This is a genomic window from Acinetobacter sp. YH12046 (genome assembly GCF_013419905.1).
In the GTDB taxonomy this organism is placed as follows: Bacteria; Pseudomonadota; Gammaproteobacteria; order Pseudomonadales; family Moraxellaceae; genus Acinetobacter.
Genome location: NZ_VOZF01000008.1, coordinates 61,142 through 82,159, shown reverse-complemented (window position 1 = coordinate 82,159; position 21,018 = coordinate 61,142). Strand labels below are relative to the sequence as shown.

18 protein-coding genes are annotated in these 21,018 nt (G+C 42.2%); 9 read left to right on the top strand and 9 right to left on the bottom strand.

Features of this window, described 5'->3' with window-relative positions; genetic code table 11:
• Positions 1–403: 403 nt before the first annotated feature.
• Positions 404–607 carry a hypothetical protein gene (locus FTU03_RS07140; protein WP_125278494.1) on the bottom strand — a complete coding sequence of 68 codons (204 nt, stop codon included), beginning with the start codon at positions 605–607 and terminating at the stop codon, positions 404–406.
• Positions 608–952: 345 nt separating this feature from the next.
• Here FTU03_RS07140 and FTU03_RS07135 point away from each other — a divergent pair, with 345 nt between their 5' ends.
• Together FTU03_RS07135 and FTU03_RS07130 are read left to right on the top strand one after the other, a co-directional pair.
• Positions 953–1,531 carry an ANTAR domain-containing response regulator gene (locus FTU03_RS07135; RefSeq protein WP_004785667.1) on the top strand — a complete coding sequence of 193 codons (579 nt, stop codon included), beginning with the start codon at positions 953–955 and terminating at the stop codon, positions 1,529–1,531.
• Positions 1,532–1,541: 10 nt separating this feature from the next.
• Entirely contained in the window at positions 1,542–2,546 is a 1,005-nt protein-coding gene (locus tag FTU03_RS07130) for an ABC transporter substrate-binding protein (protein ID WP_179992568.1), read from the top strand.
• Positions 2,547–2,617: 71 nt separating this feature from the next.
• Here the strand turns inward: FTU03_RS07130 and mtlD are convergent, their stop codons facing one another.
• Entirely contained in the window at positions 2,618–4,744 is a 2,127-nt protein-coding gene (gene mtlD, locus FTU03_RS07125; RefSeq protein WP_179992569.1) for a bifunctional mannitol-1-phosphate dehydrogenase/phosphatase, read from the bottom strand.
• A 318-nt stretch (positions 4,745–5,062) separates the two neighbouring features.
• Between mtlD and FTU03_RS07120 the strand changes: the two genes are divergently transcribed.
• From FTU03_RS07120 to FTU03_RS07100, 5 genes are all read left to right on the top strand, one after another.
• Positions 5,063–6,007: an ABC transporter permease gene (locus FTU03_RS07120; protein WP_179992570.1), complete on the top strand. Its 945-nt coding sequence runs from the start codon at positions 5,063–5,065 to the stop codon at positions 6,005–6,007.
• A complete protein-coding gene (locus FTU03_RS07115) occupies positions 6,007–6,888 on the top strand; it encodes an ABC transporter ATP-binding protein (protein ID WP_179992571.1) in 882 nt (293 codons plus the stop codon). The genes FTU03_RS07120 and FTU03_RS07115 overlap by 1 nt, the downstream gene beginning before the upstream one ends.
• 79 nt (positions 6,889–6,967) lie before the next feature.
• Positions 6,968–7,975, top strand: a complete 1,008-nt coding sequence (locus FTU03_RS07110) for an isopenicillin N synthase family oxygenase (RefSeq protein WP_179992572.1) — start codon at positions 6,968–6,970, stop codon at positions 7,973–7,975.
• On the top strand, positions 7,972–8,853 hold the full coding sequence (locus tag FTU03_RS07105; protein WP_179992573.1) for a hypothetical protein: 882 nt from the start codon (positions 7,972–7,974) through the stop codon (positions 8,851–8,853). Before FTU03_RS07110 ends, FTU03_RS07105 begins: the two co-directional genes overlap by 4 nt.
• An 8-nt stretch (positions 8,854–8,861) precedes the next feature.
• Positions 8,862–9,191, top strand: coding sequence for a multidrug efflux SMR transporter (locus tag FTU03_RS07100; protein WP_179992574.1), 330 nt, complete (start codon positions 8,862–8,864; stop codon positions 9,189–9,191).
• 285 nt (positions 9,192–9,476) lie between these two features.
• Here the strand turns inward: FTU03_RS07100 and FTU03_RS07095 are convergent, their stop codons facing one another.
• The 4 genes from FTU03_RS07095 to FTU03_RS16190 are packed head-to-tail and all read right to left on the bottom strand — an operon-like array spanning position 9,477 to position 12,868.
• Complete coding sequence (locus tag FTU03_RS07095) at positions 9,477–10,499, bottom strand: ABC transporter substrate-binding protein (protein ID WP_179992575.1); 1,023 nt, start codon at positions 10,497–10,499, stop codon at positions 9,477–9,479.
• Positions 10,496–12,304 carry an allophanate hydrolase gene (gene atzF / locus FTU03_RS07090; protein ID WP_179992576.1) on the bottom strand — a complete coding sequence of 603 codons (1,809 nt, stop codon included), beginning with the start codon at positions 12,302–12,304 and terminating at the stop codon, positions 10,496–10,498. Before atzF ends, FTU03_RS07095 begins: the two co-directional genes overlap by 4 nt.
• A complete protein-coding gene (locus tag FTU03_RS07085) occupies positions 12,301–12,753 on the bottom strand; it encodes a CopG family ribbon-helix-helix protein (protein ID WP_099339103.1) in 453 nt (150 codons plus the stop codon). The genes atzF and FTU03_RS07085 overlap by 4 nt, the downstream gene beginning before the upstream one ends.
• Complete coding sequence (locus FTU03_RS16190) at positions 12,746–12,868, bottom strand: hypothetical protein (RefSeq protein ID WP_257218449.1); 123 nt, start codon at positions 12,866–12,868, stop codon at positions 12,746–12,748. Before FTU03_RS16190 ends, FTU03_RS07085 begins: the two co-directional genes overlap by 8 nt.
• 620 nt (positions 12,869–13,488) lie before the next feature.
• Here FTU03_RS16190 and FTU03_RS07080 point away from each other — a divergent pair.
• Positions 13,489–14,490, top strand: coding sequence for an OmpA family protein (locus FTU03_RS07080; RefSeq protein ID WP_179992577.1), 1,002 nt, complete (start codon positions 13,489–13,491; stop codon positions 14,488–14,490).
• Between the two features lie 83 nt (positions 14,491–14,573).
• Entirely contained in the window at positions 14,574–16,493 is a 1,920-nt protein-coding gene (locus FTU03_RS07075) for an AAA family ATPase (protein ID WP_179992578.1), read from the top strand.
• 135 nt (positions 16,494–16,628) lie between these two features.
• On the opposite strand, the gene FTU03_RS07070 is transcribed toward FTU03_RS07075, so the two are convergent.
• The 3 genes from FTU03_RS07070 to uca all read right to left on the bottom strand — a co-directional run bounded on the left by FTU03_RS07070 (position 16,629) and on the right by uca (position 21,015).
• Positions 16,629–16,931, bottom strand: a complete 303-nt coding sequence (locus FTU03_RS07070; protein WP_179992579.1) for a helix-turn-helix domain-containing protein — start codon at positions 16,929–16,931, stop codon at positions 16,629–16,631.
• Position 16,932: 1 nt separating this feature from the next.
• A complete protein-coding gene (locus FTU03_RS07065; protein WP_179992580.1) occupies positions 16,933–17,280 on the bottom strand; it encodes a type II toxin-antitoxin system RelE/ParE family toxin in 348 nt (115 codons plus the stop codon).
• A 129-nt stretch (positions 17,281–17,409) separates the two neighbouring features.
• The gene (gene uca / locus FTU03_RS07060; protein WP_179992581.1) at positions 17,410–21,015 is read right to left on the bottom strand and encodes an urea carboxylase; all 3,606 of its coding nucleotides are present in this window, start codon (positions 21,013–21,015) and stop codon (positions 17,410–17,412) included.
• Positions 21,016–21,018: the final 3 nt, after the last annotated feature.

The following is a 21,018-nucleotide window of genomic DNA, read 5'->3' as shown; positions in this document are numbered from 1 at the left end:
GCATGCAAAATTAAGCAGATATTTTCTGCCAAAATATCTGACTGGTGCGGCAATATTTTTAATTTTTTCTATACAAAAAATCTGTCAGTACTTTACAAGATCACAGACAGATTCATACAAGTTCTGACATCTAATTTATTAAGTATTTGTAATTTATAGATATGTATTTTTTTCTTGTAACCATCTAATTCGAGTTGGCAAAAAGTGATTTAAATTAAAAATTTTGAAGATATAAACAATATTCTGATTCATCAAGATCAGTTTAATAGACAGGTTTCTAGACCAAAATCTTAGTCATAACTAGAAAATAGAATTCTTATTTTTTGAACTATGGCTTATAGATTTCAGCCCAAAAAAGAAACCCTCCTGCTGGAGAGTTTCTTCATGTATTCTGGCTATTATTTTATTTAGAGGCATTTTCGATTACTTGTGCTTGTAATGGTACAGCTTGCTGGGTTTCAGCTGATTTTTTCTTGGTTTTCATTTCTGCCACTTTGGCCAGAGTTTTCTCGGTAAAACGTAAACCGCCATCTTCTGCCATCACATTACCCGCCATCAAAAGACTGCTCATTACTACTAGCAGGGATGGTATAAGTTGTAATTTCATGTCTATTCCACCTTTTTATTTTATAGTGGATTAAAAATAAGCAATTATTATTCCAATATTTTTATCTATATTTGATTTTTTTATTTTTCCCGATCATCTTGATGAAATTAAAATTGATCTAAGCGATAAATTTTATATTCTTTATTGTCTTAAAATTCCTTATTTTAGTGCGATTATTTTGGTTACGCCTCATTTTAGTCAGAGTAATTTAGTCTCATCAGACTCTATACACTATTTTTATGACACTTTTAACCTGATCTCCTGATTTTTTGCACCAAATTGCATGGTATGTTTTTTGCATAAGTCCTCATAGATATTCCCCGATGTACTAGTTAAAAATCTTGCATGTCTAAATTACGAATTGCCCTGATTGATGATGATCCAGAACGCGCTGAATTTATTCAGGCTTCTTTACTTGCGCATGATTTTCATGTGGTGGCCTGTGTCATTCTGAATGACCTCAACATTGTTGATATCAAAAGCCTGCATGCCGATGTCATTCTGTTAAATATGGATCATCCTCATCGCGATATTATCGAAAGCTGCGTGAGTCAGTATGAATTACCTACGGTTCTATTTACCCAAAATTCCAACAAGGACACCATCAGAAATGCCATTGATGCCGGAGTCACGGCATATATTGTGGACGGGATTGATCCAACCAAACTGGAAAATATTCTGGAAATATCGATTGAACAATTCCAGAAACATAAAAAACTGTTACATGACCTGAAGGAAACTCAGGAAAAATTAAGTGATCGCAGGGATATTGATAAAGCCAAAGTCCTGCTGATCCAGCTGCATGGACTGAGCGAAGAAGAAGCATTTGCCCTGTTGCGCAAAAATGCCATGAGTCACCGGATTACCATTGGCGATATGGCAAGGCGCTTACTTGATGCACAAAAACTGTTATCCGGCCAATAAGGAGCATTCAATGACAACATTAGAAAAAACAGAACTCAATATTGGCTATATTCCACTGCTTGATTGTGTTGCCATTCTTTGGGCGGAGCGACAAGGTTATTTTACTGAACAGGGTTTAAAGGTAAACCTGATCCGTGAAGCCTCCTGGTCCAGCTTACGCGACCGTCTGGCCTATGGCTTTCTGGATGCTGCCCATTGCCTGTCTGCCATGCTTCCCGCGGCTGCTTTGGGCGCAGACCAGTTACAAGTCGCTTTGCAGACCCCATTAGTCCTCAGTATCAATCAGGCATTTATCAGCTTAAGACAGGATTTGTGTTATGAACTGGGCATTCAGCCTGAAGATAATGAACAGATCACGTCACAAAAGCTGGTCAGTGCCTTAAAGCAGCAACATAAAGTAGGTCTGGCTCATGTTTATAAATACTCCATTCATCATTACTGTTTAAGAGAATGGCTGGCTTTAACTGATGCGCAATATGCTAAAAATATATTGCTCAAGACCTCACCTCCCCCTTTGATGGTCAAAGGGATTGCAGCACAGATTTTTGATGGTTTTTGTGTGGGTGAACCTTGGAATATTCAGGCCAAGCTTGAAGGTTATAGCCTGATTGTCGCAGCAAGCCAAAATGTGATTCCTAAAGTGGCAGATAAAGTACTAGCAATAACTCAGGAATGGGGCGAGTTGCATCCACTGACTGTAGAGGCCTTAGTCGCAGCTGTAAATAAAGCCCAGATGGATTTAAAGCATGCTACGGATCTTTCTGAAGTCTGGGACATGCTGATGGATTATCAGATTATCCAGTTTGAATGTTCAGCTTCTCGACACGTTTATGACTTCCATAAGATTCAGAATATTATTCGTAACCTTGCAGGTGAAAGTGTTGAGCCTCAATTCACCGATTTTATCTGGCTATTAGAGCAGATGGAAAAATGGGAAAATATTGATCTGTCCGCAGATGATCAGCTACAGATTGCACAATCCTGTATTTATCAGCAAGAATCCACGACTGTATAAATTATAAATTTATAAACTTCCATAAAAAAAGACCCAGAATCGTTCTGGGTCTTTTTATTTACTGCTGATATTTAGCTGAGCGCTTGCTGCAAATCCAGTTGCATGAATTTTTGCAAGGACAATTTTCCAGCAATCATCTGATTGATGAATTGTGACATTTCATCATACAAGGTCTCATATAGTTGCGGCTCTAATGCCATATGTCTTAACTGGATTTGTAAATGCATCAACAGTTCCTGCTGCTCGCATTCACCCTGTTCCAGAGCATAGATATAACCTAACACTGCGCCTTTTAAAACCACATCAAACGGTAAACTATATTTAAGCAAGGTCGATAATGAACCCATAACCCGTTCATTGTGTTTCAGCTTTCTTAAGGGTTCACGCCCTACACGTGCACATGGGTCCTGATAAGCATAGGCACAGGATTCAGTAAAACTTTGTGCCAGACGTTCCAGATCTGAAGCATGCTTAGGAATCTGGTAACAGAGACCATGCTTCACCTGCGCTAAGGCCTGCTGCATGAATTTTCTGACCGCATGATCTGACATGGCCACGCCAATGGTCTGATGACCGCGCAGGCTGGCATACCAGGCCATCATCGCATGCACACCATTCCATAAGCGGTTTTTAATCAGCTGGATATTGGCAATATCATCTACCAGAATCATCTGGCGCATTTTAGCCAATAATGGACTGTTATTTTCCACATAGATTGGCATATCCGTTTCGGCATTAAACAGAATCAGATCCATTGACTGTAGAATATGACTTGGCTGAAAATTACGGCGCAGGTCTTCAATATATAAGCCCGCCTGATGTTCCTGCTCTGCATTCAGGGCTGTAGAATCATCCAGATCCACTACAGACAGATCTTCATCCAGCTGATACTGCTTGAACATGTTGTATTTGATACGCAGCTGACGATACAGTTTCTGGTCTGACAGCTTGGACACCATACGGTTCACCACTGTGTCACAGAAATAATGCTGATCCATAATGTGCTGCGCTGTCTGTTCATCCGTAATCTGTTTCAGACGGCTCAGAATCTGCTGCATCACCAGCTGTTTGGCCCCGATTTTATTCAGGATAATTAACAGCGTCAGCGGCTGTTCCTGCTGCTCATAAGCCAAGTATCGCGCATATAAACCCTGTGCAATCACCTCTGCTTCAGAAACCAGAGCTTCCTCAGGGACACAGACTGCCACCAGACTGGATTCAATATACATATTCTGCATTTGCTTCAGATCATATGCATCAATCACGCTCATATTTTCAATACGCTGGTCAAAAGAGTTCTGACCATAACGAATGCAATAGGTGCCAAACGCATTAACGGCAGACTGATAGAGTGGATTACGGGTCGAGGCAATAATTTTGCGTGGACGCGTATAACCATCCCAGTGTGATAACACCTGAGCCAGATAACCACCACCAATTGCACCGAAGCCGTGAATCCCAACTGTTAACTGATTCAGCGTTTGCGGAAATGCAGTCTCAAGTTCTGGCATTTCCAGAACCGGAACAAACTGGTTCAGATCTGTCAGAAAATCTTCCATCGTTTCATAATAATACTGGGCTTGTGCCAGCATCGATTTATTCGGCGTTTTAATATCTTTAAAAAGTACCGTCATACCGCCTGCATCATAGGCAGATCGTAGACCATTTTCAGAATCTTCAAACATCAGGCATTGAGCCGGACTTAAATTGATTTTTTCGGCTGCACTGATAAAAATTTCTGGATGAGGTTTCCCCTGTTTAATCTCATCGCCACACACCAGTACATCAAAAAATTTATAGACATTGGCATTGATCAGATATTCTTCTGCGATCGCACGTCGGCTCGAAGTCGCCACAGCCATTTTCAGGCCTGCCTTGCGTAGGCGTTCCAGTACTTGTAATAAACCTTTTTTAATTGGAACACCATAATTGCGTACATGTTCTAGTTCCAGTACATCAGCACGCTGGCGGATCTCGGCATAAGGAACATCTTGTCCATAACGCTCTTTGGCCAGCTGCTCGGCACTACGGGCACTTAAGCCCAAACACTGCATTAAATAGTTTTCAGAAAATTCGACGCCGATCAGCTCACGCGAAGCTTGTTGCAAGGTTTGAAAGCGCAAACGTTCAGTATCAAACATGGTTCCATCCATATCGAAAATTGCGCCGTGTACGATTTGATTTTTAAATTCTAGCATTGCTCCCCTTTTATAATTCAATGAGTTAAGAAGTGGACAATACCTTAAGGAAAATAAGAGATTAAATAAACCGATGTAAAGATATGAAATAGTTCTGACTATAAATTGATCAATAAAGACTAAAATAAGATTATTTATGTTTCTGGATGTAATCAAACTGTTAACTTAAGTAAGTTATTAATCTTGCCCCTCAGTTTAAATTTTTCTTTTGAAATATCAGGTTATTTTATCATTTTAAATGTTTCTGCTTATCATGGCATCCATTTTGCTTGATCAGTATTACGTTTTATAAAAATTGTAATATTGAGGGGCAACACTATGAGTTACGTTGCACGTGAACTCAGTCAAAGAAATAAAATACTGTTTGGCTTGGGCTCTTTTTTAATACCGATCTTGATTTGGTGTGCAGTCAGTTATTTGCCATTTATCTGGCATCCACAAGTCCAGATTGCCGATTCAGGCAGCGTTAGCTATTTACAAGTCGGTAGTCGTATTGATAAGGATATCTTTTTCTCTGCTGCGCAATCCGCAGTGGATCAAGGTCTGGCGCCGCCCCAAGGTATTCTGGTCAATCCGATCTATCTGCCTGCCCCGCATGAAGTGGCGATCGCATTGGTCACTGCATTTACCACAGAACCTGCTCAAGCCAATGCTCCATGGTTTCATGAAAGCCTGTGGCACAGTATCAAGTTAGTGTTTACTGCCTTCTTAATATCTTCCCTGATTGGTATTCCACTCGGTATTTTATGTGGCTTCTCTAACAAAATTTCCCAACTGACCGAGCCATTTGTTGAGTTTTTCCGCTATTTGCCAGCTCCAGCCTTTGGTGCGCTTGCGGTTGCTATTTTAGGCATCAACGATGCACCAAAAGTAGCCATCATTGTGATTGGAACCCTGTTCCAGCAAATCCTGATTATTGCCAATACCACACGACTGGTAGATCGCAGTCTGATTGAAGCCGGTTTTACTTTGGGTACCAATAAATTAAAAAGCCTGTTTCATGTGGTCATTCCAGCGGCCCTTCCTGAAATTTATCGTAACTTACGCGTACTGCTCGGCTGGGCATGGACGTACCTGATCGTGGCTGAATTGATCGGTAGTACGTCTGGTATTACCTGGTTTATTACCCAGCAGGCCCGTTATCAGAATTTTGACAATGTCTTTGCAGCGATCCTGATCATTGGGGTAATTGGTCTGCTCTGTGACGTGATTTTAATGAAATTGGGACAACGCTTATTTAAATGGAAACCGGGAGCAAACTGATGCAAAACACTGAATTTAATACCCACGAATATTTTGACAAGATTTATAGCCGTCCAGTCATCCTGGAAGCCAAACAGCTCACTCAATCCTTCAAGCATGGCAAAACTGAACGCACCATTTTAAATGGCATTGACCTGAAAATTCATAAACGTGAGTTTATCTGTGTGATTGGTCCATCAGGTTGCGGTAAATCGACTTTTAGCCGTGTGGTAGCTGGGCTAGATCCTTATACCAGCGGTGAAATTCTGGTGGATGGCAAGCCGATTACTGGCCCAAGCCCAGAACGCGGCATGGTGTTTCAGGGGTATACCCTGTTCCCATGGAAGACCGTGAAAGAAAACATTATGTTTGGCCCGAAAATGAAAGGCCAAAGTAATGCTTCTGCTGAAGCGCAGGCACGTGAATGGATCAATATCATTGGTCTGGAAAAATATCAGGATCAGTATCCGCATCAACTTTCAGGCGGAATGAAACAACGTGTGGCGATTGCCCGCGCCTTGGTCAATGAACCTAAAGTATTGCTGATGGATGAACCTTTTGGTGCACTAGACCCGCATACGCGCCAAAAAATGCAGCGTCATCTGATGGATTTGTGGAAAAACATCGACATTACCATCATTTTCGTGACCCACGATATGGATGAAGCGATCTTGCTGGCAGACCGGATTGTGGCGCTGAAAGCCAATCCAGGTGAAATCAAGGAAATTATTGAGGTCAATCTTCCTCGTCCACGCCATCCGGATCTGATGCTGACTCCGGAATTTAAACAGCTTCGCGAGCACGTCAATCATCTAGTACATGCACAGGAGGATGAGCTGGATCCTGCACTAGCCGATCTTCCAGAAATTCCACGCTTGACCAAAGTCAGCACGAGCAAATAATCCATTTAAAAAAAGAGCCTTTGGGACGACCCAAAGGTTTTAGTCGCTGTGTTGGACGACCAACAATAAGGTGATTGCAATGCAAGACCAATACGTACTCCCACTCGTCGATATTTCTAAAATGCAAAGTCCACATCTGGCCGATCGTCTTGAAGTTGCGGCAGCTTTAGACCAGGCCTGTAAAGATGTCGGATTCCTTTATCTTAAAGGAGATCAGTTTAATTTTGATTATGCCACGTCACTGGTTGAACTGGCTAAATCCTATTTTGAGCAGGATCTGGACACAAAAATGCAGCACTATATTGGCAAATCCAGTAACCATAGCGGTTATGTGCCAATTGGTGAAGAACAGTTCGCAGGCAACAGTTATGACCTCAAAGAAGCCTACGATGTGAATTATGACTATCAGGGTTCTAGAACAGACTGCCCATTACTTGGCCCAACCTTATGGCCTGATTATCCAAATTTTAAAGCCATTGTCAGCCAATATTACGGTCACTTGCGCACCATTAGCGAACAAATTTTTTCTGCTTTTGCCCTGGCTCTTGGTGTCAAAGAAGATTTCTTTGCCGATAAAATTAATGATGCGCCAAGTCAATTGCGCCTGATTCATTATCCGTACAATCCGGATATCAAAGATGCCGAAGGCATCGGAGCACATACCGACTATGAATGCTTTACCCTGCTATTACCAACTGCGCCAGGTTTGCAGGTGCTGAACAAAGCTGGCGAATGGATTGATATTCCATTGATTGAAAATACGTTGGTGATGAACATTGGAGACATGATGGAAATCCTGTCCAATGGCAAATACCTGGCAACCAAACACCGCGTAAAAAAAGTCTCTGAAGAACGTTATTCCTTCCCGCTGTTCTGTGCCTGTAACTATGACACGGTGATTGAACCGGTGGTAAAAACTGATGATTCCAAATATAAGCCTTTGATTGGTGGTGAACACCTGTTTAATCAGACCGCACAAACGTTCCAGTATTTAAAACAGCGAATTGCCAATGGTGAGCTGGTTCTAAAAAATGCCGTTCCACTGTCTTCCTTTGGTTTAAATGAAAAATCGGAGGCAGCATCATGAACCTATTAGAAGCCATAAAAAAATTAACGCCAACAACTACTCAACCTGAAGTAGTTCCGAGCTTTTTATATGGGGCATTTCGCAGGAAAAGCATCAGTTTCTTTAATGGCCTGACCGATCAAAACACCATTGTGTACTGGTTCCAGTCACGCAGCTTTACTATTGATCTACGCCTGAAAAGTCAGAATGACACACCAGTGACAGAACGTCAGGGCTGGATTGGCAATACGGTATGGGATGATGCAACGCAGCTCTTGTCATGGGAAGTTGAAGACTACGCCAATTATCAAAATCATGTGCAGTGGCCTGAACCGGCCAAACTACATGCGATCGGGAACTGTATTCTGGAATTTTTACCCAGCAACGTCTATGTCGAAGACTGGCGTCAGCAAGTGAAGAAAGGTCTGTTCTTAGGCCTACGTCTAGAATCTGCGGTAGATGTCCAATCAGGTGCAAAGCTGCAAATGGATGGCGGTCTGATCATCTGTGATGATCATATAGCCTATGCCCTGACCCGCTTGCCAGAGGTGCAATCTCAAGTTGCAGAACTAGATATCAAGTCAGCCGATACTACTTCATTTGATCTATTACAAAGCTTTGAAGTCTCTATTGGCACCCAAGGTTTAAGTAAAACCTACAGCACCCGTACCGGTGAAACAGGCAACGCCTTTGATCTGGACAATTTTGAAATTCTGGATGCAACCCGTCTGGTCCAGCATGTGGTTCTGGATGGTCGTGCAATTGACCTGATTTTTAAGATTGATATCTACCAACCTGAATATGAGTTTCAGCACAGGACTAGCACGACTGCAGAAGCAGCACAGTGGATGAGCGCGGAACAGAATCACCTGCTGCATCATGCAGAACGGGTGTTATAAGGAGGAATATGGCTTTTTTATATCTATCCGTTGCTATTATTGCAGAAGTCATCGCGACTTCTGCACTAAAGGCCTCCAATGGCTTTAGCGTACTCTGGCCTTCAATCACCACATTTGTTGGCTATGCGATTGCCATTTTCTTTCTTTCCATGGCCATGAAAACCATCCCAATGGGCATTGCTTATGCCATCTGGTCCGGTGCAGGTATTATCCTGATTTCTACAGTGGGACTGCTGGTGTTCAAGCAGCATCTGGATATTCCGGCACTGATTGGTCTGTCATTCATGATTGTGGGAATTATTTTTATTAATGTCTTTTCCAAAAGTATTGAACTTTAATTTCTTAATATTAGTGTTTTTCATCAGTCATTTTTTAATTACTAAGAAGTAAATTCCCTCTCCTTGTAGGAGACTTGCGGAGCATGCTCCTCAGGGAGAGGTTCTCTCTAATAAATACCCTCATCCTCTTGCAAAGCTATGCTTCTCATCCCAGAGGGAGAAGAAACTTTCAATATCCATTAAATTTGAATATTAATGATCATTTTTCGATTTATAAAAGATATTTACACATCTAACAATAAAAAATCCCCGAAACTGGGGATTTTTTATTGTTTGGATTTCGACTTATTTCAGCTCTTGTACCAGCGTTGGAACAATCACACTATCCACATTCATTTCAGTGCTATAAATGCCATTAGTGACGTTAAACTTGTTGACGTGATAGCTTGAACCATAGATCGAATCGAAACCCTCACCTTTGGTAAAGACTTTTTTGTTCGCTTCCAGATCCAGCAAATGGGTACCATCTACAAACTGCATATAGGCTTTAGCATCAACACCGACACGTTTCGACATGATTTCTACAGCATCTGCACGTGTTGCCGGGTCATTGATATATTTAACAGTTTTATCCCAAACTTGAATGACCTTTTTCCATTGCTCTTTATTGGCTTCCAGATGCGCAGGATTCACGGTCAAGGTGTCGTAAATCAGACCAGCTTTATCTTTAGAGCTGAAAATAATTTTTGAACCAGCAACCGCAGATAAGGCCTGATTCGCGACTGGCTGCCATACCGCAATCGCATCAATATCCGCTGTTGCAAAGACCTGTGGCAGTTCATTGGTCATGGTATTGACCAGTTTCACTTCATTCAGTTTAACCTTTGCATCATCCAGAGCAGTCGATAGCAGCAAGTGATCGACCAGACCTTTTTCAGTGGCAACAGTTTTACCGCGTAAATCCTGAATCGAGTTGATTCCATTCTTGGCAATGATCACGTCATTTCCGGCTGAATAATCCGTTGCCAGTATCATCACGCCTTTGGTACCACCAGAGCCAGTCACCAGATTATCACCATTGGTTACCATGACTGCATCCAGCTGATTTGCTGCAAAGGCAGACAATGAAGCAGAATAGTCAAACCATTTAAAATCTGCATTCACACCTGCTTCTTTTAACCAGCCTTTTTCAATCGCCACTTGCCAAGCCACCCAACCTGGCCAGTCGCTATAGCCGATACGAATCGGCTGAGTATTTACATTGCCTTTGGCCTGACCAGAGGATTCTGGAACTTTCGCCGTATTGTCACAACCACTGAATAAAATGGCACCGCAAACCGATGCTGCCAGAGTAGCTTTTTTGATCATTGTGCGATTTCCCCTATGCAATTACATTTAAAACGCGTATTTGAAAGTTGTTTTGATTTGATAAATTCACGCCAGCCGCCGAAATGACTGATCTCAGTTGCATCTTCCAGCGCATAGCCTTCGCAGATAAAACCTTTAACCCAGCTGCCATCTGCCAGCTGTACATTGCCAATGCCCAGCGGTGCCGGAACTTCTGCCACGATCTGACCAAAGTTGGCGAATGAAATATCCCAAACTTCCACTTCGATCTCCTGACCTTTGCTGTAGTACTGCAAGCCCGGTTTCGGTGGTGTGGTATTTTTCAGTGCGAACAGTTTGTAGTTGGCTGCGGTTTTGGTTTTTTGCACTAGCGTGCCACCACGTGTGGTGAGCTGGAAGTTCAACGGCATATCAGTCAGATGTGCACCGACAACAGCCAGTTTTACTGCATGCTGTGACTGAATCTGGCCTATTGGTTCATAAGTTTTTTCAGATGTTCCTAGTGTTAAAGCCGTTGCCTGCTGCCAAGTCTGGCCAAAGTTTGCCAAGGCCTGATCCATCCAGGCGGGTGCAATGAAGGTCACCCCACTTGGCAAACCATCAGCGCGAATTGTATTAGGCAGTGCCAAAGCCGATAAATCCGCAAAATTCACGAAGTTGGTATAAGCGCCCATATGGCTGTTTTTCACCAACGGATCAGCTTCTACATCGGCAATCTTGTAGATGGTTGGCGCCGTTGGCACCATCAAGGCATCAAAATCCGCCAGCGCCAGATTGATCTGACGAGCCAATTGCGCTCTTTCATATTCCGCCTGCATCATATCCACGGCATTAAAGTTATCTGCCTGACTGATGATCTGGTTAATCACCGGATGCGTTACATCACGAGAAACCAGTTTTTCAACAGCATTGGTCCGTTCAGCCACCCAAGCCTTGTTATAAAGTGCGGATGCCAACTGGTTGAAAATGCTGAAATCAATCGCTTCAACTGCATAACCAAGCTGTTTTACACGAGCAATTGCCAATTCAAAGGCTTTATCAGTTTCGGCATCGCCATAGAATTCCAGTTGTGCTGGAATCGCGATTTTGCCTTTGGAAAATTGGGTTGGCACATTGGCTGGATGCTGGCGGGAATATTCATCGCTTGCGTCATAGCCTTGCATAATTTGTGCGACTTGCCATGCATCATCTACAGTCAGGGCAAAAATTGAAATTACATCAATAGTGCGGCACGCGGGTACCAGACCTGTAGTGGAGAACCAGCCTTTGGTGGGTTTCAAGCCGACAATATTGTTATGTCCTGCCGGTACACGACCTGAACCCGCCGTATCGGTACCTAAACTAAAAGGCACCTGACCATTCGCCACCGCGACCGATGAACCAGAGCTTGAACCGCCGCTGATATATTCCGGATTAAAGCTGTTTTTCACTGCGCCGTAGGGTGAACGTACACCAACTAAGCCAGTTGCAAACTGGTCCAGGTTGGTTTTACCCACCACAATAGCCCCTGCTGCTTTTAATTTAGCTACGACTGTGGCATCGCTGGTCGCCAGATAAGAAGCTTCTTTGCAGGCTGCGGTGGTATAAAAACCGGCAACATCAATATTGTCTTTGACTGCGAATGGAATGCCGTAGAGTGGCAATTCGGCTAGTGATTTTCCTGTTAAGGCATCAATTTGTGCTTGTAATTGTTCTGCAGATGCAATTGAAATCCAGGCATGATCATCATTTTGAAATGATGCAACATAATCGATCAGGTCCTGTAACTGAATCTGCTGCTGTTGGTAGGCGTTCTGCCAGTCTTGAATTGTCCATAAAGTATTCATGACAATACTCCTTTATTGGTATTTTGGGGAATGGGAGGCATCACGGCATCCATCAGTTCCAGGTGTCCTTTGAGCACCCCTTTTAATGCAATAAATTGTTCGCTAATTTCTTTTAAATCACTGCTTACACCCTGCATCAGCATCACTTGCAGGACTTTCTGATCATCCAGCTGGATATGCAGCGAGCTGATCACCTGTTCCAGATATTGCTGTTGCAAATCGACCAATTGGGAACGTAACGGTTTCAGGCTGACGTCATAGACCAGCGTCAGCGTACCGACCATGACTTCATCACGAGAAACCAGTTCATCAATCAGGTGGCGGTTAATCATGTCGACAATGGCCTGCGAGCGGCTTTCATAATGCTGCTCGACAATTTTCTGATCCATGGCCTGTAATGTGGTTTCCGGCACGGTGATACTGATTCGTGCCAATTTCGGTTTAGACACGTCTGTTTTCCTTGAGTGAATCCTGTTTGACATAAAGCCCGGCGCGAACGCTGAGCAGTTCAATTAAAAATTGGGCAAATGGATGCAGCTTGGCTTTTTTGCTTTGATTATTCATGCGCATCTCCTTGGTATTACTGAATGTGAATTTCGTATTACTTAAGGAAATGCAGAAAGCGTGCCAGTTTTAGATGAGGAAATTTACTAATTACGAGCAGAAAAGACTGAAATTCAGCTTAAAAAAAGCCCCATCAACGGTTATGGGGCTTTTTTGGAATCAAAATGAGTGAATTAATTCACCAAGAGGCCGTTAAATTAATCATGTACTGTAATTATTTTTAGACATGATGGATTGATCGAGAATTGCGTCTGGTTCTTCAAGTAATATGCTCTCCTCTTTTAATTCGGTATATAAATAAAAGCAGAAAATATGCCAAATATAAAGAGTTTTTTATTATTAAAAAATTGATTTAAAACAGTTAGTTGAAACTTAATAAATGCTACAAAATGTGTCTAAAATATTTATGCGCCAAGAGTGATCAAACTTGCACCAAAACGATATCAAAATGGGGTTTTATGGTACAGTTTTTGATAATGGAATCTTCACCAATTACTCTTCTCTAGCTTTAATTATGAATACTAAAGCCGCTCAGATTTAGGTTTCGATTAAAATTTGCACTACAGGTGAATTTCTATACAATAAATTCCATAAAAATGCCCGAACAATAAGGAAATTTAATGAAGACTTCCACTCTCCTTCGTACTGCCATTCTTTGTACGCCTTTTATTTTTGCGGCATGTAGCAAAACCGAGCAAGCAGAAACCTCCAAAACCGAAATCCAGCAGGAAGATACCACGCAAGCTGCCGAAACGGCACAGACACAAGCTTTTGACATCAGTAAAATACCACTCAGCACAGCGACACTCGGTGACTTTCCTTATATTGCCCTGCCAGATGGTTATATCTATCAAAATACCGAGCAGCGCAATTTTGAGCGTGTTCCATTCTGGACAGGACAGCAACTGGAATGGATCGAAGGACAATTATTCAGTTCAGGCATTACCTCGAAACCGGAATATAAAGAAGGCAATTTTTTAGAAATTCAGCGTAATCTGGAGAGTGTGATCAAGGATTTGGGCGGTGTGGAAATTGCCAATAGCCAGATTCCAAAAGACATCATCGAAAAAATTCCGAAGGATTTTCAGGTGCAATATTATGCGGGTCTGGGGGATATTTTTAACTACCCGACCAAGACTTATGTGGTTCGTCAGGAAGATAAGACTGCATGGTTCCAGCTAACCCAATCTGGTAATTATATTTCGCTGATGGTGGCTGAATCTAAATCTTTAAATGTGACTGCCAAAGCCCTGACTTCAAGTGCACTAAAACAAAGTCTTGATCAGGACGATAAAGTCAGCGTACAGATTAACTTTGCAACCGATAAAGCCGAGATTTTGCCGGACTCACAAGCGCAAATTGAGCAGATGGTTGCCTTATTAAATGACAACCCGGATTTAAAACTGGGCATTTATGGTCATACCGACAATACCGGTGATGCAGCTTATAACTTAGAGCTGTCTGATCAGCGTGCGCAAAGTGTGGTTACTGCCCTGACCAAAGCAGGTATTGAAGGCAGTCGTTTAACTGCCAAAGGTTTCGGGAATACTCAGCCTGTTGCAGATAATTCGAATGAAGATGGTAAAGCGAAGAATCGTCGGGTGGAGTTGGTGAAGCTGTAAAAGTAAGTCTATAAGACTTTGAAAATGTTTTAAAAGTGTACCATTACTGATAAATTACCCCCCATAATTCGGGGGCTTTTTTTATGACAGAAAAACTATATTATTGGGCTGAAAATTTAGAAAACTATACATCAGATAACGACAGTGAAACGGGCTATAATGAAGTTATAGAAATCAAACGTCTTAACTTTTTTATTGGAAAAAATAATTCTGGTAAAAGTCGTTTCATTCGTAATCTGTTTCAAACCACTCAAGGTCAGCAACTATATAATTCTCTTCAATTTAGAAGGCTATTGGCTTTCAAAAAGCAATTACAAATAAGTAAAAAATATAGTGATAATAATACCTACTATAACCATTTTTTGAAAACAACAGAGGACATTAAGCCATCAAAAATAGGTTCTGCAAATTCTAACTTTCCACAAGCACTTGATTACTTATCAAGAATTGGACAGCTATCAAGTCTTTACTCAAACAACAATAAATCTATTGCTACATCAATGTTTAATAAAGAAATAGAATTAAACTTAAATCCTATTTTCATAAACAAAAAATTTTACATCCCTATACTTCGAGGAATGCGTCCTGTCACTGACAAAGAGAATAAATATCCATATATTGAGCGAGCTCAGAAAGATTATTTCCAAGATCATAATAAATTTAATCAAGACAACATCATTACAGGTGAACGCCTTTACTATGAACTAAAAGTCCATTTATTAGGTAAACCACAACAACGTGAACTGATAAAACAATATGAAGAAAAATTAAGTCAGTATTTTTTTGATAATGAAACCGTCACTCTAATTCCATATATTGGTAAAGATGATAATGGTCATGAGAATGATGTTGTACATATTAAAATTGGTGAGGATGATCAATTCCCAATTTATAAACTAGGTGATGGTCTTCAACAAGCAATTATTCTGACTTATGAAGCCTATATCAAAAGCAAAGACAAAAATGGTAATACAGAAATCCATGCATTCTTTATAGAAGAACCAGAATTGCATATGCATGCAGGTATGGTTCGACAACTGATGAATTTCTACTTAAATGAAACTTCACACTATTATTTCTTTACTACACATTCAAATCATTTACTTGATATGGCAGATGAATCTGACCAAGTTATGATTCAAAAATTTGTAAAACAAGCTAGACAAGATAATCCTAAAGAATTCGAGTTTAAAATTTATCGATGCGACCGTGATCGCGATTTACTTGCTTCTCTAGGTGTTCGCCCTTCATCTGTATATCTAGCTAATTGCACGATTTGGGTAGAAGGAATTACCGATAGACTCTATATCACTAAATATATGGAACAGTATTTGTCGGAGTTAAAAGAATCAAATCCTGATCTTTATAAAAAGTATCGTCGTTTTATGCCTAATTATCATTATACATTCGTGGAATATTCCGGAAGTAATTTATCTCACTGGTCATTTGATGATGATTACCCTAAAACAAGAGAAGAAAGAATTGAATTCCTTCAGCAAGATCGAGGTCAAAGTGCAACTTCCGTCGCAAGTGACATGCTATTGATTGCTGATGGAGACATACAAAAAAATTCTGAAAAAATAAAATTTTTAAGAAAAGAATTGAATAGAGATAATTTAATTATTTTGGAATGTAAAGAAACAGAGAATACTCTACCTAAAAATGCAATTATTCGAGTTGCGAAAGCAAAATTTCCACGCCTAAAAAATGTACGACAGAGCTATGATATTTCCTTAATTGATAATATTAATCAAGATGATTATTTTGATAATGCTCAATACGGTATTGGTCGCTTAATAGATGAAAAAATTAAGAAACCAACATCAAATACAACCAAAACTGCTTTTGCTGATGGTCCTGGTGTCGGGACTATTAAAGATAAACTAAAATTTTGCCGTGAAATTATCAAAGATTTTGATGAAAATCCTGATTGGAAGCTTACACCTAAAGCTAAAGAATTATGTGAAAAAATTTTTAAGCATATTGAAAGATGTAATAAATAAATTTTAATCTCCCCTAACCCCTCTTTAATAAAGAGGGGGAAATTCCCTCCTTTGGAAAAGGAGGGTTAGGGAGGATTTTTAAGCCACTGGTGCCAAAATAAATAACACCTGTCCTGTTTTCACAGTATGAGCTGATTAAACATTAAACCCAATATGTTTCCCTGTAGGCAGCTCTACATCAATACGCAGCTTTCCACCCATTGCTTCAACATATTTTTTCATTGTCGAAATCTTGAGATCGTTGCCACGATTCTCAATTGCAGATAGTGAAGGTTGTTTAATCCCTAAAGTTTCAGCCAGTTCTTTTTGAGAAATTTCCAACTCTTCGCGAATCATATGAAGATGTTGCTCAAGCAGCAGCTCTTCTGCCATTTCCTGAATACGAGCCTGACTCTCAGGAGAACGTTTCGCCAATAATTCTTGCAAAGTTTTAGCCATATCAGTTTACTCCTAAAGATTTCAAATGCAGTGAATACTGTTCATCTGCAATTGCCAGCATCTCTGTATAGAAACGCTTATTGCCACTTTTATCACCAATGCAGAGTACGATTGCCTGTCTTAACGGATCAAAAGCAAAAAATGCCCGGATTGGTTTTCCTCTATGTTGAACACGTAGCTCTTTCATATTGGTATATTTAGAGTTATATATTGTGTCTACCAAAGGTCGCCCAAGACTTGGCCCTTGACTCTGTAATACCACCAAAGCTGCTAAGACTTTTTCTTGTGTCGATTCGTCCTGTTGTTCAAGCCATTCATTAAATACATCTGTGGTCAGTACCGTCCACATACCACAACCCAAATATAGACTATAAGCTATATATTACTAATGTCCACTCTATACTGCAAATAAAAAACCGCCCTTATGGACGGTCTTTAAAAGTTCCCTCCTTTTTCAAAGGAGGATTAGGGAAATTCTTTAAGCCACTGGTGCTAACGTAAACAACACCTGCCCTGTTTTCACCGTTTGCCCTTTCTCAATCGTAATCGTATCTACACGCATACGTTCAGGGGCAATAATCGGAATCTCAATCTTCATTGCTTCAATTACGGCCAAGGTGGCACCTTCTTCCACGATATCACCAGACTGACATTCAATTTTCCAGATTGAACCCGGCATATGTGATTCCACCGCACAACCACCTTCCGGAATAGTCACAGTTTCACCATCATCGACTGCATCCAGACTTTCAGACACGTATTCTGCCAGTCCAGCTTCATGCCAGCGACGGCGTTCCGCTTCAAAGTTCGCTTGTTGCGTTGCCTTAAACTCGCTAATGGTGTCGGCATTGTCAGTCAGGAACTGGTTGTACTCTTTCAGGTTCAACACACCTTCTTCAATACGCAGTTTCAGACGGCCTGCCTTAAAGTCCTCACGCATTTGCATGAGTTCTTCTTCAGACACTTCATAGAACTTGATCTGATCAAAGAAGCGCAGTAACCATGGTTTGCCTTGCTCGAAGTCCGCATTTTTACGGTAACGCGACCACATTTGCGTAGTACGACCGACGAACTGATAACCACCAGGGCCTTCCATACCATACACGCACATATAAGCACCACCGATCCCCACGGCATTTTCAGGGGTCCAGGTACGCGCCGGGTTATATTTAGTGGTCACCAGACGCTGACGTGGATCAAGCGGGGTTGCGACAGGTGCACCCAAATACACATCGCCTAAGCCCATCACCAAATAACTTGCATCATAGACCACATCTTTCACAGCTTGTTTATCTTTCAGGCCATTAATACGGCGGATAAACTCGATATTGTCTGGACACCATGGTGCATCTGGACGTACGGTTTGCATATAACGTTCGGTCGCCAGTTGGGTTTGAGAATCTTCCCATGCCAATGGCAAATACACGGTACGTGATGGCACTTCCATTTCAGTCACATCAGGCAGTTCAGTTTCAGCGACTTGCAACAGACGCAACAGGTCGAGCTGATCCAGCTTGATTGAATCGAAATGGATTTGCAGCGAACGGATGCCTGGCGTCAGGTCGATAATGCCCGGAATATTCTGTTTTTGAACCCATTGCATCAAGGCATGGATACGGAAACGCAGGTTCAGATCCAGTACCAGCTCGCCATATTCCACCAGCATGTAGTTGTTACCCGCTGGACGATACACCACATCCGGCGCACCATTTTCACCTTTTAAGGTATCCAGTACGGCATTTTTCAGCGTAGCCAGTTCAGGATAGAAGGATTCATTAAATGAAACTTCCTGAGTATCCAGCGCTTCTAGTTGTGCGTGATATTTCTCATTCAACAGTTTGGCTTGGTGATAGCTGACTGGAACAAATTTCACTTTGTCACCGGCTTTGAGCTGACCCAGTTTCCACAGCTCAGAATTGATCACCACCGCTGGACAAACAAACCCCCCCAAACTTGGGCCATCTGGACCGAGAATAATTGGCATATCGCCTGTAAAGTCGATCGCACCAATCGCATACGCGTTGTCATGAATATTGGATGGATGCAGACCGGCTTCACCACCATCTTCACGTGCCCATTCCGGCTTTGGACCAATCAGGCGGATACCGGTACGGCTAGAGTTAAAGTGAATCTCAAAATTATTGGCAAAGAAGGTATCAATGTCCTTTTTGGTGAAGAAATCTGGCGCACCATGCGGGCCATACATCACCGCAATTTCCCATTCATGGCTGAATGCTGGAATTTGCTCAGGTGCCAGCGCTTTGACTTCATTGCTTGTAAATGCGGTGATTGGAAGCATATCGCCGATTAGTAAGTTACGACCGGCATGACCGCCAAACTGACCGAGGGTAAAGGTCGCTTGTGAACCCAAGTATTCAGGTACATTCAGACCACCTTTGATGCCGATATACGTCCGGCAACCGGTAGCGATCTTGCCACATTTCAGCACCTGACCTTTACGCACATTCACGGTTTGCCACATTGGCACAGCCACACCATCCAGTGTTGATGGCATATCCCCACCCGCCAGTACGATCTGGCTGTCGCAGTGGAATTTCAGTGTTGGACCTTGCAGGGTACATTCCAGACCGGCGGTATTTGGCGCATTGCCTAAAAGCTGGTTGGCGACATTGAGCGATAATGGATCAATCGCACCAGATGGTGGCACCCCCACATCCCAGTAACCGAGACGACCAGTGACATCCTGCACAGCAGTTTGGATGCCTGCTTGCAGCACTTCAATCTTCTGGGTTTTCCATTCAAAGGTATTCAGGAAACGTGTGGTTTGTGTTCCCGCCTTAAACACCTCACAGTCGATGATGTTTTGCAGATATTCCAGGTTGGTTTCGATGCCCGCCACTTGAGTTTTCGCCAGTGTATCCGTCATCGCCTGAATCGCGGCTTCCCGGTCATCTGCTGTGACAATGACTTTGGCAATCATCGGGTCATAGAAAGACGATACATTCGAACCCGTTTCTACCCAGGTTTCATTACGTGCGTTTTCATCAAACTCGACATAGGTCAGCAGACCGGCACTTGGCTGGAAGTTCTTGATCGGGTCTTCGGCATACAGGCGCACCTGAATCGAATGACCTTTGGATTCCAGTTGCCCGGTTGGTGCAGCCCAGTCACCGCTGGCAAGTGTCACCATCCATTCTACCAGGTCCACACCAAAGACTTGCTCCGTCACACCGTGTTCGACTTGAAGACGGGTATTCACTTCAAGAAAGTAGAATTCCTGGGTGTCGGTATCCATCACGAATTCAACCGTACCGGCAGAACGGTAATTCACTGACTCCATCAGCTGAATCGCGACATTCTGGATATAAGCACGTTGTTCATCTGAAATGTGTGGTGCTGGGGTTTCCTCAATCACTTTCTGGTTACGACGTTGTACCGAACAATCCCGTTCACCGAGAGCAATGACCTTGCCTTGGCCATCACCAAAAATCTGCACTTCAATGTGACGGGCATTTTGTACAAATTTTTCCAGGTACAGACCGGCATCTTTGAAGTTGGCTTGTGCTAAATATGAAACTGTTGCATAGGCATCTTTCAGCTCAGCTTCGTTCCAGACCAGACGCATGCCGATCCCGCCACCACCCGCAGTACTTTTCAACATGACTGGATAGCCGATACGTTCAGCTTCGGCCAGGGCTTCTGCTTCATCTGCCAGTAACTGGCTACCTGGCAGTAATGGTACGTTAGCCTGAATTGCCAGCTCACGCGCTGTATGCTTTAAACCAAAAGCACGCATTTGTGCCGAGTTTGGCCCAATGAAAGCAATGCCTTGTGCTTCACACAGATCGCAGAATTCTGCATTTTCAGACAGGAAGCCATAACCCGGATGAATCGCTTGTGCGCCAGTTTGTTTGGCAACTTCTAAAATTTTATCAACATTTAAATAGCTTTGGCTGGCTGGTGCTTCACCGATATACACCGCTTCATCCGCTAAAGTCACATGCAGTGAATCACGATCGGCTTCTGAGTACACTGCAACCGATTGAATACCGAGTTTTTTTAATGTACGAATCACACGACATGCAATTGCACCACGGTTGGCAATCAAAACTTTATTAAACATAAC